The organism is Dysosmobacter sp. Phy, from assembly GCF_054476235.1.
Map to the genome: position 1 here is coordinate 46,775 of NZ_CM136997.1, position 13,064 is coordinate 59,838.

At 57.0% G+C, this 13,064-nt stretch carries 16 protein-coding genes, 1 tRNA gene and 1 pseudogene; 10 read left to right on the forward strand and 8 right to left on the reverse strand.

Annotated features, from left to right (window positions below; all coding sequences use genetic code 11):
• Positions 1–30 precede the first annotated feature (30 nt).
• On the reverse strand, positions 31–483 hold the full coding sequence (locus ACVDHE_RS00200; protein WP_213038849.1) for a zinc ribbon domain-containing protein: 453 nt from the start codon (positions 481–483) through the stop codon (positions 31–33).
• A gap of 195 nt (positions 484–678) precedes the next feature.
• On the opposite strand from ACVDHE_RS00200, the gene ACVDHE_RS00205 reads away from it, so the two are divergent.
• Positions 679–1,194, forward strand: coding sequence for a YcxB family protein (locus ACVDHE_RS00205; protein ID WP_458885188.1), 516 nt, complete (start codon positions 679–681; stop codon positions 1,192–1,194).
• A gap of 6 nt (positions 1,195–1,200) precedes the next feature.
• Positions 1,201–1,569, forward strand: coding sequence for a hypothetical protein (locus ACVDHE_RS00210; RefSeq protein ID WP_458885189.1), 369 nt, complete (start codon positions 1,201–1,203; stop codon positions 1,567–1,569).
• A 108-nt stretch (positions 1,570–1,677) separates the two neighbouring features.
• Here ACVDHE_RS00210 and ACVDHE_RS00215 read toward each other — a convergent pair whose 3' ends face one another.
• The 5 genes and pseudogenes from ACVDHE_RS00215 to ACVDHE_RS00235 all read right to left on the reverse strand — a co-directional run bounded on the left by ACVDHE_RS00215 (position 1,678) and on the right by ACVDHE_RS00235 (position 5,046).
• The gene (locus tag ACVDHE_RS00215; protein WP_458885190.1) at positions 1,678–2,034 is read right to left on the reverse strand and encodes a DUF3795 domain-containing protein; all 357 of its coding nucleotides are present in this window, start codon (positions 2,032–2,034) and stop codon (positions 1,678–1,680) included.
• 34 nt (positions 2,035–2,068) lie between these two features.
• Positions 2,069–2,680 carry a phospholipase D-like domain-containing protein gene (locus ACVDHE_RS00220; RefSeq protein ID WP_458886193.1) on the reverse strand — a complete coding sequence of 204 codons (612 nt, stop codon included), beginning with the start codon at positions 2,678–2,680 and terminating at the stop codon, positions 2,069–2,071.
• Between the two features lie 145 nt (positions 2,681–2,825).
• A pseudogene (locus tag ACVDHE_RS00225) lies at positions 2,826–3,656 on the reverse strand (PLDc N-terminal domain-containing protein); the annotation flags it as partial.
• A 63-nt stretch (positions 3,657–3,719) separates the two neighbouring features.
• A complete protein-coding gene (locus ACVDHE_RS00230; protein ID WP_458885191.1) occupies positions 3,720–4,145 on the reverse strand; it encodes a hypothetical protein in 426 nt (141 codons plus the stop codon).
• A 340-nt stretch (positions 4,146–4,485) separates the two neighbouring features.
• Positions 4,486–5,046: a flavin reductase family protein gene (locus ACVDHE_RS00235; RefSeq protein ID WP_458885192.1), complete on the reverse strand. Its 561-nt coding sequence runs from the start codon at positions 5,044–5,046 to the stop codon at positions 4,486–4,488.
• 172 nt (positions 5,047–5,218) lie between these two features.
• On the opposite strand from ACVDHE_RS00235, the gene ACVDHE_RS00240 reads away from it, so the two are divergent.
• The 4 genes from ACVDHE_RS00240 to ACVDHE_RS00255 all read left to right on the forward strand — a co-directional run bounded on the left by ACVDHE_RS00240 (position 5,219) and on the right by ACVDHE_RS00255 (position 7,732).
• Positions 5,219–5,836 carry a CatA-like O-acetyltransferase, family 2 gene (locus ACVDHE_RS00240; protein ID WP_458885193.1) on the forward strand — a complete coding sequence of 206 codons (618 nt, stop codon included), beginning with the start codon at positions 5,219–5,221 and terminating at the stop codon, positions 5,834–5,836.
• Positions 5,837–5,958: 122 nt separating this feature from the next.
• A complete protein-coding gene (locus tag ACVDHE_RS00245) occupies positions 5,959–6,507 on the forward strand; it encodes an AAA family ATPase (protein ID WP_458885194.1) in 549 nt (182 codons plus the stop codon).
• 165 nt (positions 6,508–6,672) lie between these two features.
• Positions 6,673–7,146, forward strand: coding sequence for a PadR family transcriptional regulator (locus ACVDHE_RS00250; RefSeq protein ID WP_458885195.1), 474 nt, complete (start codon positions 6,673–6,675; stop codon positions 7,144–7,146).
• Positions 7,085–7,732: a hypothetical protein gene (locus tag ACVDHE_RS00255; protein ID WP_458885196.1), complete on the forward strand. Its 648-nt coding sequence runs from the start codon at positions 7,085–7,087 to the stop codon at positions 7,730–7,732. Before ACVDHE_RS00250 ends, ACVDHE_RS00255 begins: the two co-directional genes overlap by 62 nt.
• Before the next feature lie 112 nt (positions 7,733–7,844).
• Here the strand turns inward: ACVDHE_RS00255 and ACVDHE_RS00260 are convergent, their stop codons facing one another.
• Positions 7,845–8,354, reverse strand: a complete 510-nt coding sequence (locus tag ACVDHE_RS00260; protein WP_458885197.1) for a helix-turn-helix domain-containing protein — start codon at positions 8,352–8,354, stop codon at positions 7,845–7,847.
• A gap of 323 nt (positions 8,355–8,677) precedes the next feature.
• Between ACVDHE_RS00260 and ACVDHE_RS00265 the strand changes: the two genes are divergently transcribed.
• The 4 genes from ACVDHE_RS00265 to ACVDHE_RS00280 all read left to right on the forward strand — a co-directional run bounded on the left by ACVDHE_RS00265 (position 8,678) and on the right by ACVDHE_RS00280 (position 12,242).
• On the forward strand, positions 8,678–9,127 hold the full coding sequence (locus tag ACVDHE_RS00265) for a MarR family winged helix-turn-helix transcriptional regulator (protein ID WP_458885198.1): 450 nt from the start codon (positions 8,678–8,680) through the stop codon (positions 9,125–9,127).
• Positions 9,120–10,493: an MATE family efflux transporter gene (locus tag ACVDHE_RS00270; RefSeq protein WP_458885199.1), complete on the forward strand. Its 1,374-nt coding sequence runs from the start codon at positions 9,120–9,122 to the stop codon at positions 10,491–10,493. Before ACVDHE_RS00265 ends, ACVDHE_RS00270 begins: the two co-directional genes overlap by 8 nt.
• A 392-nt stretch (positions 10,494–10,885) precedes the next feature.
• Positions 10,886–11,443, forward strand: coding sequence for an RNA polymerase sigma factor (locus ACVDHE_RS00275; RefSeq protein WP_458885200.1), 558 nt, complete (start codon positions 10,886–10,888; stop codon positions 11,441–11,443).
• Entirely contained in the window at positions 11,424–12,242 is an 819-nt protein-coding gene (locus ACVDHE_RS00280) for a hypothetical protein (RefSeq protein ID WP_458885201.1), read from the forward strand. Before ACVDHE_RS00275 ends, ACVDHE_RS00280 begins: the two co-directional genes overlap by 20 nt.
• Positions 12,243–12,461: 219 nt before the next feature.
• Here the strand turns inward: ACVDHE_RS00280 and ACVDHE_RS00285 are convergent.
• Positions 12,462–12,537, reverse strand: a tRNA-Pro gene (locus ACVDHE_RS00285).
• Between the last annotated feature and the right edge of the window lie 527 nt (positions 12,538–13,064).

Sequence of the window (13,064 nt, forward strand, 5' to 3'; positions counted from 1 at the left end):
TCCGGGGAAATCCTTTGCCTTCAGCAAAAGTCATTCCTGTTTTTCACATTTCCAATGATTGAGTTTTGGCAGCTGGGTTTTAAAATAGGTCCTGACTTGTTCTGGAGGCCAGGTTTCATTGGACATGTGGCGCTCCAGAAAGTCTAACAGCTCGTCGAGACTTGTATAAACAAATTTTCCGTCGGCATAACACCACTTGCAGTATTCCTCATTGAAGGTGCCGTCCGGCTCCCGGCTGATATTGGCATCCTCCAGGGGCATGCCGCAGCACTGGCAGATCAGCTGCCTGGGGGACCCCAGCAGCGTATTGATGGAGACATCGAACAGCCGGGAGAGCAGCTTCAAGGTCTCTGTGTTGGGCACTGTTTCGCCGGTCTCCCAGCGGGAAACCGCCTGACGGGTCACATGTACTTGTTCCGCCAGCTGCTCCTGGGAGAGTCCATGCTTGGTGCGCAGGTCCAGAAGGATTTCTTTGGTATCCATGTTGATCACCACCTCGTCTGGATTGTACCACTGTGGACGCAAAAAGCAAAGCAACCGGCAGTTGCTGGCTCATCCTGCGCTCACATGCTGAGGCGAAATTGCGCGATCAAAAAGAATTCAGAAACTGTTCATTTCTCCCGCGGCGTTCTCTGGTATCATGAGGCCCACTCTCAGAATTCAGCCGCGGAGGTATCTATGGAATTTACCTGTCACACCAAGTACGATCAAAAGGCGCTGACCGCCATGGCCCGGGCGGTCCGCAAGACCGTACGGGCCAAACGGAGCCGCACGGTCCGCATCTGGGCCTGGATCATCATTGCCCTTCTCGCCGTGTCCCTGTGGCTCTCCTGGGGGAACGTCTGGCAGACGGCGGCAGACTGCGCAGTGATTGCCGCCCTGCTGGTGATCGGCTGGAAAGAGGACGCCATCAACGGCTATTTCGCCAGACGCAGGGCCCTGCCGGGCACCGATGCCGCCGACACCGCCTTCTATCCCGACCACTTCCTGGTAAGGACCGCTGCGGCGGAGTCCAAGTGGCAGTATGACAGGATCCTGGCCCTGGCGGAGACCGGGACGCACCTGGTCTTCGTCATGGGAAAGGACCACGCCCTGGCCTTCGAGAAGGCGGCGCTGGAGGGCGGCAGCCTCCCGGAATTTCGCCGTTTTCTCGAGGAGAAGTCCGGGCGGAACATTCAGAACATCGGAGGATAAAGTGGAATGAAGAAAGGCTGCAAAATCGCGCTGGTAGGCGGTCTGGCCGCGGTGGTCGGCATCGCCGCCTGCTGGAAGTGGATGATCCGGATGCCCCTGGGGGAGTTTACCCGGTACGCCCTCTACATGGCGGTCCTGGACGATGAGATCTGCCGCAACGAGCTGGAGGGAAATCAGATTGGAGATCAGGTCATCTCCTTCGCCCCCAGAGCCGAGACCCTGCAGGAGCGCTACCGTCTCTTTCTGGAACTGAACCGGACCAAGGACCGCGAGCAGCTCCAGCAGGAGATCGCCGACCTGGAGCAGCGGCTCCAGGAGTCCCGGCAGTACGCGGGCCGGCCAAAGGAGCATCTGGAGGTGGAGTTCGCCGACTAGGGCAGCCGGTGAAAGCCGGTTTCCGGGGCGATCCGGACGCAGTGATTGCGTCGCTATATCAAAGATAAGGGCCGCCGAAGATCCGTGGATCTTCTGCGGCCCTTGTTCTCATTTCGGGTCCTGTTCCGGGTATTTGCCGTAAGCGCCTGTCCAGTGCTCCGCCGCTTTCAGGAAAGCGGCGTGGCCGTGGGCGCGGATGTATTCCAGCGCCTGCCGGTACTTGCCGTATTTGTAGCCGGAGTGGTTGAGGAAGGATCGAATGACCTCGCAGCGGTCGTATTCCTCGCAGTCCCCGCAGGTGACATGGCCTCTGGCCAGGCAGCACTTCTTCATCCTGCACTTTGCCCGGCTCAGGTCCCGGGAGCCGTCCAGATACCCCGTCTTGCAGCCCTTGCAGGTGTTCCGATACTCCCGGCAGGTCCCGCAGTACGCGCCGCAGCAGCCGATCTCCTCTGTTCCGCTCATGGAAAGGACCTCTTTTCTGTGATTTGCCGGAAGGCTACATCAGCGGGGCCAGCGGTTTCAGGACGACTCCGCAGAGCCAGCGGGAGAAGCTGCCCTTCCGGATGCTCTCCCGGGTCACCATGCGGCACTTGCTCCATGTATCCTCGAAATCCTCCTGGATCTGGGGGATGCAGGGGACGTCCCGCAGATAGGCCGCGCACTCAAAGTGGTGGTAGAGGCTGCGGTAGTCCAGGTTGATGGTGCCCACCACCGCCTCGGCGTCGTCGCTGACGAAGACCTTGGCGTGCACGAATCCGGGGGTGTACTCCCCGATCTTCACCCCGGCGTCCAGAAGCGCCGGGTAATGGGTGAACGCAAGGGCATACGGGAAGGACTTGTCCGGGATGCCCGGCAGGATCAGCCGCACGTCCACGCCCCGCTTGGCCGCAAAGGTCAGGGCGGACTCGAGCTCGCCGTCGAGGATCAGGTACGGGGTCATGATGTGCACGTATCTCTGCGCCCGGTTCAGGATGTCGATGTACAACTGCTCCCCCCACATGGTCGGCGTCCACGGGACAGTCCCCGTAGGGGATGACGAAGCCCTTCGCCTCGGGAGAGGCGGCTGCCGGGATTTCCGACACGATGGAGAAGTCCGGCGTCTTTTCATCCAGATTCCACATCTGCAGAAACATCAGGGTGAAGCTGCGGGCGGCCTCGCCCTGCAGCATGACGGCCGTGTCCTTCCAGTGGCCGTGCTTGACGATGCGGTTGATGTACTCGTCCGCCAGATTCACCCCGCCGGTGAAGGCGGTGTGGCCGTCGATCACCAGGATCTTCCGGTGGTCCCGGTAGTTGTAGTGGGTGGAGACGAACGGGGCGATGGGGGCGAAGGGCTTGCAGCGGATGCCCAGTTTCCTCAGCCGTTTCGGGTAGTCGCGGGGAAGCGTGGACAGCTCGCAGGTCCCGTCGTACATCACCCGCACGTCCACCCCCTGGGCCGCTTTGCGGGCCAGGATCTCCAGGATGCGGCCCCACATGAGGCCCTCGTCCACGATGAAATACTCCAGGAAAATGAACCGCTCCGCCTGTTCCAGCTGCCGCAGCAGTTCCTCGAACTTCTTCTCGCCCAGGGGGAAATAGGTCACAGCCGTGTTCTCGTAGACCGGGAAGGAGCCGCACCGGTCCAGGTAGCGGGCGAGCGACGCGGCGCCGGGGGCCTGCTGCTCCAGCCGCTCCATGGTTTCGGCGGGGGTGGTGAGCAGGTCCTTGGTCTGCTCCATCATGTCGGCGGCCCGGTTCCGCAGGGTGCGGTGGCCCAGGTCGCTTTGGGTAAACAGGTACATCAGGGCGCCGAACACCGGCAGGAGCGTGATGACCAGAAGCCAGGTGAGCTTTGCCGAGGCGTCCAGCCGGCTGTTCAGCAGATACAGCACCATGGCCACGGAAAAGAGGACCGTGCCTCCGAATATGTGGGGGAGAAAATCTCCGAACCAGCGGAACACGCCGAACAGGGCCAGCACCTGCAGCGCCAGCAGCAGCACGATGATCGCCGTCCGGCTGAACACGATGGAAAGGACGCCTTTCCGCCCGGCTTTCAGCGGAGAGAGCCCCTTGTTCTCCTGCGCCGCTTTCTCAGGATCCATTCTCTGATAACACCTCTTTATCCAGCGCCGAATATCGTTTGGTCCATGAACCCCGCGGAGCGCCTATCTGCCCCGCTCCTCCTGCGGGAGTTTGACGTTCGTCAGGATCAGCTCCAGGCCCAGCAGTACGATGTGGGAGGAAAATTTTTCAAACGGGTCGAACAGGAGGGCCAGCGCCAGCACGATCCGGATCGCCGCTTCCGCGGCCAGGAGAAGCGCCGGCTGGTGGCGATACATCCGCCGCAGCGCCTGGTCGATGGTCCCGGCTGCTTTCCACAGGCCGATGATCCCCCAGACCACACCCATCAGCCCCACGGCCTCGGAGCCCGCGCACAAAAACGCGACGCCCATGACCGCCAGGATGATGTCCGGGCCGATCCCCTGGGATTCGTCCTCCAGGAAGCGCTTGTCCCGCAGGTAGACCGCGCCGTGCACGATTCCCGCGATCAGCATGATGCCGCCCAGCAGGAAGGGCAGTACACCCGCCACATGAGAGGGAAAGAAAATGCAAAGAGCGCCCACGAGCAAAAACGCGGCCGACGGGATCCTGCTGATCTGTTTCATGGTATCCCCCTTCTGTTATGGGACGCCGGGTGCGGGATCGCTCCTGTCCGCGCCGCCCGGCCAAAGTCGCACGTTGTCCAACATCCAGTATAGCAACGAATCGGTGTTTTGTCATCCGTTTTAGGAGCGGCGGTGGGAAAGAGTCGGGGCAACTCCCGGCAAGCGGGGATGCCAGCGGAAATCGGCCCGTGTAAGTGCGGAAAGCGATAAGGGACAGAGGCCCCATGCCTCCGTCCCTCATTTTGTCTCGGCTCAAATCAGCCGGTCATTTCAGCTTGGCGCCGTCATGGAAGGCGTTACCCACCTTCTCGCCCAGCACGCAGTATGCGTTGTGGATGGGGTCGAAGGTGATGGGCCGCAGCTTGTCCGGGTCGATCTTTCCGGCTTCATCCAGCACGGACTCGTCGGCACTCACGTTGACGATCTCCCCCACCAGACGGCAGCTCTCCGGGTCATAGCTCACCAGGCGGCACTCCACCGCCATGGGCAGCTCGTCGATGAGGGGCGCGTCCACAAATTCCGACTTGGTGGTGTGCCAGCCGGCCTTCGCCACCTTGTCCGCCACCTGATTGCCGGACTCGATGCCCACGTAGTCGCAGGCAACCATCTGCTCCACCGTGGCCATGCTGACGGTAAAGGCTTTGCGTACCAGAATGTTGGCGGTGGTTTTATGGCCTTCGCTGATGCACATGCTCAGTTCCTTGTCCTCGCTGATGCCGCCCCAGGCCGCGTTCATGGCGTTGGGGGTGCCGTCTTCATTGTAGGCAGCCAGAATAAAGACCGGCTGGGGATAGGTCCAGGGCTTGGCTCCAAAATTCTTGCGCATGGCGATTCCTCCTTGTGATATTCCGAAGTATAAGTGTCTTTGGGGCTATTATAGCACAAGTTCAAACTTTGGGACATGGGGAGCGGTTGCCGTCTTTCAAGCGCTGTGTTATGATAAGAAACACTTTCCCCGGCCGACCGAACCGGATTTGACGAGCAGAATGGAGAAGCGTATGAGAGAAGTTGACCCCAAAAGCACCTCCCGGGCGCTGGCCTTTGAGCTGTGGATGAAGGCCCCCATGCCCATGGTGACCCTGATGAAGACCCTGGATGTGACGGCACTGGTGCGCCGGAGCCGGAAGCGGGGCAGCAAATTCAATATGCTCCTCTGCTGGTGCATCGGAAAGGCGGCGGCCGGGATGGAGAACTTCTATCTCCTTCCGGTGGGCGACAAGCTGATGCAGTATGACCGCCTGGCCGTCAATACGGTGGTAGCCACCCGAAACGGCGGCATCGCCACCTGCGACATCCCCGTCTCCGACAACCTGGAGCAGTTTGACCGGGACTACCGGACGCTCACCGGGCAGGTCCGGGAGAGCGGAGAGAGCTATGAGCTGGGCGAGGACTACATGGTCATCGGCACCTCCGCCCTGGCGGGGTACGAGATCGACGGCGCGGTGAACATCTACGCCGGGTGCTACAACAACCCCTTCCTCATCTGGGGCAAGTATCGGAAAAATTGGCTGCGGGCCACCCTGCCGGTGTCCTTCCAGTTCCACCACACCCAACTGGACGGCGTTCCCGCGGCGGAGTTTCTGGAGCGGCTGCAGCGGGAAGTAGGTCATCTTTGAACATTTCGCCTGACGCTGTCATTTCGTCGGCAGAAAAGCCGCTGGCCGGTTTCAACGGAGGACAAAAGGAAATCGAGCGGCAGGAACAGCGGAACAGGCCTGAGCTGTGAGGAGGAATCGGGATGAATCAAGGAAGAATCATTGTGATTACAGGTTCGCCGGGGACCGGAAAAACGACCACCGCGTCTATTGTCGCGAAAGAATCCGATCTGGCGAAATCCGTACATATGCACACGGACGACTTTTTTCACTATTTGAGCAAAGGCGCGATCCCACCCCATTTACCGGAGTCCAACGAGCAGAATGCCGTTGTCATAGAAGCTTTCCTGGCAGCTGCAAAGCGATATGCCAGTGGCGGGTATGATGTCATTGTGGATGGAATTGTGGGTCCGTGGTTTTTAGAGCCGTGGCGGGCTATCGTTCGAGAGGGGTATGAGGTACACTACATCGTTCTGAGGGCCAGCAAAGAAGAAACCATGCAGCGGGCCGTGGAACGCTCAAAACTGGACAGGAAAACGAATGTTGCCCTGGTGGAAACCATGTGGGAGCAGTTTTGCCGTCTGGGGATCTATGAATCAAATGTGATCGAAACGACAAGCCAGTCTGTCCAGGAGACGGTTTGTGCTGTAAAAGAAAAAATCGCCAGTGGAACCGCGCTGCTGTCTGATTGACGGCAACGCTGCGCCCGCTTCCTGCGGGATGCCGTGGTCCACTGGGCAAAGTAAGACGCAGGAGCGGCCTCCGGTGAAAAGCCGGAGGCCGCTCCTATCTCATGCTCTTTTCCGCGTCAGGAAAACGCCCACCGCATTGACAAAATTGGGGGTGAGGTTTCTGATGTGGGTATTGACATCCCGACTACCTTGCATTACAATATAGCAAACGCCTACCTTGCAAAGCAAGATAGTGGAGGTGATCCTTTGATCCCATCTCAAATGCTGAAAGGGACGCTGGAAGGCTGTGTGCTGGCCATTCTCCGCCAGGAGGAGCGCTATGGCTATGAAATCTCACAGAACCTGGAGCGTTACGGATTCGGCAGGATCCCGGAGGGGACCGTTTATCCGCTGCTGCTGCGGCTGGAAAAGCGCGGCTCCATCACCGCCAGTTTCCGGGCCTCGCCGGAGGGACCCCAGCGAAAATACTACGCTTTGACCGACCTTGGTCAAAAGGAACTGAAGGAATTTTTCCGCAACTACCGGGAACTGTCCCGGGCAGTGGATCAACTGATTGAAATGACAGGAGGGTGTCCCCATGCGCAGGAAGACGAAGCTGCTTTTGGAGGAGAACAACCGGGCGAAAGAAGCTCTGAGTGAAAAAGGGCAGGCGCTGCTGACCGATATTGTGGTATATCTGCGGGGTTCCCGGATCAGCACCTGGGAGCAGGAACAGGTGCGCCGGGACATCACGCAGATGCTGCGGGACGCGGAAGCCCGGGGCGAGCAGGCCGAAACGGTGATCGGACCTGATCCCAAGGAATTCTGCGACAGCATCATTGCGGAACTGCCGCCCATGCCCCGTTGGGAGAGCCTGCTGTGCATGCTCCGGGACGGTCTGCTGGCCGCGACCATCCTGACGGCCATCTGGCTTGGATTCGGTGTCTTGGCGGGACTGCTGGGTGCTGGAAGCTGGCCGGGGCTGACACTGACCGTAGGACAGCTGATTTCCGGTGCGGGGATCTTACTCACCGCCTGCGGCGTGGTCTACTGGATCTGCCGGCGCTCTTTCTCCGTAGGGCAGAAAAAGGGACCTTGGCTGCTGCTCTTCCTGGTCCTCTTTGCGGTGCTCTGTGCGGGGATTTTTCTCCGCCAGCCTGTTGCTGTCCTGCCGGTCCCGGCGGCGGTCGGTGCGGTAATCGGTCTGTTTGCTGTCTACAAGCTGATGGATCTTCGCCTGGATTAACCGTTTCAAAGGAAAGAAGAAAGGATGCGCCTGCTTCCTGCGGGATGCCGTGGTCCACTGGACAAAGTAAGACGCAAGAGCGGCCTCCGGCTTTTCGCCGGAGGCCGCTGTCTTATGCTTTTTTCCGTGTCAGAAATACGCCCACCAGCGCCGCGATCAGGATGAAGGGCGCCAGCCGGACAAAGCCCCATTCAAAGGCGTGGAGGACCACCCCCATGACGGCAGTCTCCGGGGCGCTGTAATCCCAGCCCAGGTAGGGGCTGTTCACCGCCGCCAGGACTCCGCCCACGGCCAGGATGCCCACGCACACCGCGACGAGCAGCCAGTGGAGGGCCGAGCGCCGCATGGCCTTCCTCCGGGCAAACTGCAGATTGATGATCTCCAGCTTTTCCGAGAGGGCCTTGATCTCGTCCGCCTCCGACTCCGCCACCGTCTCCCCCAGCAGGGTGCTGACGGGCGTCTCCAAAGCCTCCGACAGGGCGATGAGCAGATCGGAGTCCGGGACGGACAGGCCCTGTTCCCATTTCGAGACGGTCTGCCGCACTACGTTCACCTTGACGGCCAGCTCCTGCTGGGAAAGGCCCTTGGATCTCCGGATGGCTTTGATGTTTTCATTGAGCATAGGGACTCACTCCTTTCGCCCCCATTCTAGGCAAAGCGGCCCGTTGCCGCAAGCAACGGAGAGTAACATGGCCTGTTTTCCGGGCCATCCGCCCCAAATGTTTGCGTCGCTATATCAAAGATAAGGCAGGAGACGGGAGCGCGTCAAGGCCGCTTTTGGAAAGCGAAAGTAAATCCGTATAAGTGCGAAAGGCAATGAGAAGTCCGTTTTTCGATCAAACAGGTCGGAAAACGGACTTCGTTCACTTTGACGGCAGCGCAGGGGTTGACAAAAAAAGTATTTCCACTATACCTTACCAAAGGTAACTATATGGAGGGGACGATATGGAACCGAAAACGATCAAAGCGCTGCTGGATGCCTGCTATCTGGCCAAGCGCATCCGGGATCTGCTCCCAGCGCTGCCCCAGGGCGTGACGCCGGCGTATATCACGTATCTGGACGTGATCCAGACCCTGCAGCAGCAGGGCAGGCAGGTAAAGATCTCTGACATCAGCGACACGCTGAATCTCCCCCGGCCGGGCGTGACCCGGACGGTGAAAGAGATGGAGGCCAAAGGCTTCCTCTGCAAGCACGCCTCCCCCAGCGACGGACGCATCACCTATATTTCCGTCACCGAGGCGGGAAAGCAGCTGTCTCAAATATACAACGAAGAATATTTTTGCCGTCTGGCGCCGCTCCTGAGCGATATTTCCCAGGAAGACGCCGGCCGCACCATTCAGACCATTCAAAAATTCTATCGTGTCATGTCGGAAGGAAGCGTTTGTGTTGGATAAGAAAAACTCGGATTTTACCCAGGGCAATATTCTCAGGAAGCTGCTTTTGTTCATGGTCCCCATTCTCGGCGCCCTTATATTGCAGGCGGCATACGGAGCGGTGGACCTGCTGGTCGTGGGCCGGTTCGGATCCACGTCTGGCCTCTCCGCCGTCTCTACGGGAAGCCAGGTCCTGAATCTGGTCACATTCGTCGTGACGCAGCTGGCCATGGGCATTACGGTTTTGATCGCGCGGTACCTGGGTGAGAAAAAGCCGCAGCAGATCGGGCCCGTCCTGGGCGGAGCCGCTCTTGTATTTGCATTGATCTCGGTGGTGCTGTGCATTGTTTTGGTCTGCTTCGCCCGCCCCATCTCTGTGCTGATGCAGGCGCCCGCAGAATCGCTGGATCTGACCGTAAGCTATGTGCGCATCTGCGGAAGCGGCATTTTCTTCATCGTTGCCTACAACGTGCTCTCCGCCATTTTCCGGGGACTGGGCGACAGCCGGTCTCCGCTTCTGTTCGTCCTGGTGGCCTGTGTGGTCAACATTTTCGGAGATCTGCTGCTGGTAGCGGGATTCGGAATGGACGCAGCGGGCGCGGCCCTGGCCACGGTCATTGCGCAGGCCGTCAGCGTGGTCTGCGCGGTGGTATTGCTCTTGAAAAAGGAGCTTCCGTTCACCTTCAGCCGAAAAGATATCCGGCTGAATCCCCAGTGCCGCAAATTCCTGGCCGTCGGCTTGCCCCTGGCGCTGCAGGAGTGCTTGACGCAGCTGTCCTTCCTGGCGCTGTGCGCCTTTGTGAATCGCCTGGGTCTGGAGGCTTCCTCCGGGTACGGCGTGGCCAGCAAGATCGTCAACTTCGCCATGCTGATCCCCAGCGCCCTCATGCAGTCCATGGCGTCCTTCGTGTCTCAGAATGTGGGCGCCGGCAATCCCAAGCGCGCCAAACAGTCCATGTTTACCGGGATCGGTGTGGGTCTTTGCTTCGGCTGCGTGGTCTTTGTTCTGGTCCTGCTGAAGGGCGATGTGCTGGCGGGCTTCTTCTCCACCGATGCGGCGGTCATTCAAAAGGGCTTTGAATACTTGAAAGGTTTCGCCCCGGAGACCATCGTCACCGCCGTCCTGTTCAGTATGGTCGGTTACTTCAACGGAAATCAGCAGACTCTTTGGGTCATGATCCAGGGGCTGGTCCAGACCCTTCTCGTCCGCCTTCCCATGGCGTATTTCATGAGCATTCAGCCCAACGCCAGCCTGACTAAGATCGGCCTTGCCGCCCCGGTATCCACGGTGGTCGGGATCATTTTGAATGTCGGATTTTACGTTTATTTCACCCGCCGGCAAAGCAGGCAGGATCCTGCGATCAGCGTGGTCAGCAGTAAAGACTGACAATACCAGCCGCGCCAAAGGCCGTTCGCTTGGCATGGCGGGTTTCAATCGAAAGGCAGGCTGTGATTGCATGCCCTGTACGGCACGAGTTCTCTTTTGGAATCGGGAGACTTGGAGCGGCGATGCATCAGGCCGAGCAGCAAAACAAAGCATGAACAAGGCGGGAACATCTATGATGATGCTCCCGCCTTTGTTTCATTTATGTTATTTTCATTAATGTGAGTAAAATACAACATTCTGTTTCAATATGATTGAACTTCCGATTGACTATGGGTAGGATTTAATCATTACTTCGTTTTCTAAAAAACCGATAGATTTGTGACCAAACACCTGTGTCCCGCAATATTAAAGATGACGGGCCGTTAATCAGGTATGTGAAAAGAGATGATGTTGTGGTTGAGCACGAGGCATTGAAAAAATTAAAGCACAAGGACGAAAATGCATTAGAGTGGTTTATTGATCGCTATGCAGCTTATGTCAATACCATTATTTTCAACATCATCGGTCTTTCCGCGTCTGCCGCTGATATTGAAGAGGTCTCCTCTGATGTTTTCTTTACGCTGTGGGTGAACGCAAAGAACGTTTCGCCTGGAAAAGTGAAAGCATATCTCGGAGGCGTTGCCAGAAACAAATCGAAAGAGTACACCCGAAAAATGGGTACAGGGGTATCGCTTGAAGATGATGTGATCCTCATTTCTAAAGAAAACCTGGAGCAAGATTTTGAGGAACGAGAACAGGTCAGGTTTATCAGAGAAGCTATACTTGCCATGAAAGATCCGGAGCGGGAGATTTTCCTGCGGCACTATTACTATTATCAGCCCATCACGGAAATTTCGAAGGAAATGGGTATCAATGCATCCACAGTAAAAATGAAACTCCACCGAGGCCGAAAGGTGTTGAAGGAAAAATTGATAAAAGGGGGGTATTCCATTGGAACTGAAACTATCTGACATGATGGATCAAGTGAAAGATGTCCAGATTGATATTGGAGAAAAAGACGTTGCCTCCGTTGAACGGATCAAGGAGGAGACCATGAAGAAGATTCACAATACAAAGGCCCATCTTCCTACCGCAGGAAAATTCTCTAGGGTCGGGGTCATCGCCGCCGTCATTGCCGCAATCCTTTGCGTTACTGCTGCCGCTACCGTCGCTGTTAAGTGGGGTGGCTTTGCATTCACGGGAAGTATGAGTGCGGCGGAGATAGAAGCGTTACTCAACGACGCCGAGAGAACCGCATCAAGGAAACTTGTAGAGAGAGATGGAACGGTTCATTATATTGATGCCGACAACAAGGAAATCCTTGTGTTGTCCGCCGATGAAGCGAAAGCATATGAGCAAAAGCGGCAGGAAGAACACGCCCTGTCTGTGGCGGAAAGCACTTCCCTGGTGGATGTCTGTACGATCCCGTTTATGCCGAATCTCATCACAGAAATGGCTGTGGACGATGACGGGAGATTTGCTGATTTTGCTTTTGGAAATGCAAGCATGATTTTGCTCCATCCCGCTAGGAAAGATGGTTTTGATCTCATGGCCGGGGATATTGTGACAATTACGCTGATTGCAAATGATTCGTGTATCCTCGAATTTGGGGAATTTAAGAATGGTGAATTTATTCGGGCAGAAGCTGTTACCGCACAGCAGCACAGCTGCACATTTGAAATCGAAGAGGCAGGCACGTATTGTTTTTCCGTCGAATATTGCAGCTCCGATGCAAGTTCTTTTACAAATTGCATGATTACCGTCGAATAACGAGGTGCATCAACTCGAAATGTAATTTGGGTTAATTGAATAGATTTTGAGCCGATAACCAGTCCGCCTTGTGCTGTGGCTATCGGCTCTTGTCTGTGCAGAATGGGAAATCGGTGTGAAAAACAAATTCCAGTCGCTTATTTATACGATGTTTTCTACAGAAATGATAAATCCGAACACATTACCCTTTTGGATAATGTAGTTCGGATTATCATTGTTTGGTCCGAGTGGGGAGACTCGAACTCCCGGCATCTTGCTCCCAAAGCAAGCGCGCTACCAACTGCGCTACACCCGGTTATGAATTTTTTCCAGTTGTGGTCAAACATGTGGTCAACGCCGATTTTTGACCAGTTACCGGCGAGGAGAAAAGTGCCGTCAAGTCTACTGTCCCAAGGCTTCCCGGGTTTTCCGGGAACTGCGGCTCGAACCTGTGCCTCACGCTCCCAAAGCAGGCGCGCTACCAACTGCGCAACACCCCGATATGAAATTATGGAACTGCCCGGGCGGTTTCTCCCAAAGCAAGCGCGCTACCAACTGCGCTACACCCGGTTATGGATTTGTTTTATCTGTGGTCTTTCATGTGGTCTTGGCCGTTTTTTGACCATCGGCTTTGCGGAAATGGTTCCCGCTTCTGCTAGTGTCTCAGCGGGTTGTGGGCTTAGGCTTTTTCTCTCATGGATGGGCGGAGGATGCTCCCAAACTGCGCGCAGTCTTGTTCCGGAAGATCCTGCCGGCCTTCCGCTCTCTGCACAGAGTTCCAGATGGGCGGCTGTGTCCCTCTTTATTTTACCGAAATATCCTCCAAAGTCAAGGAGAACCCTT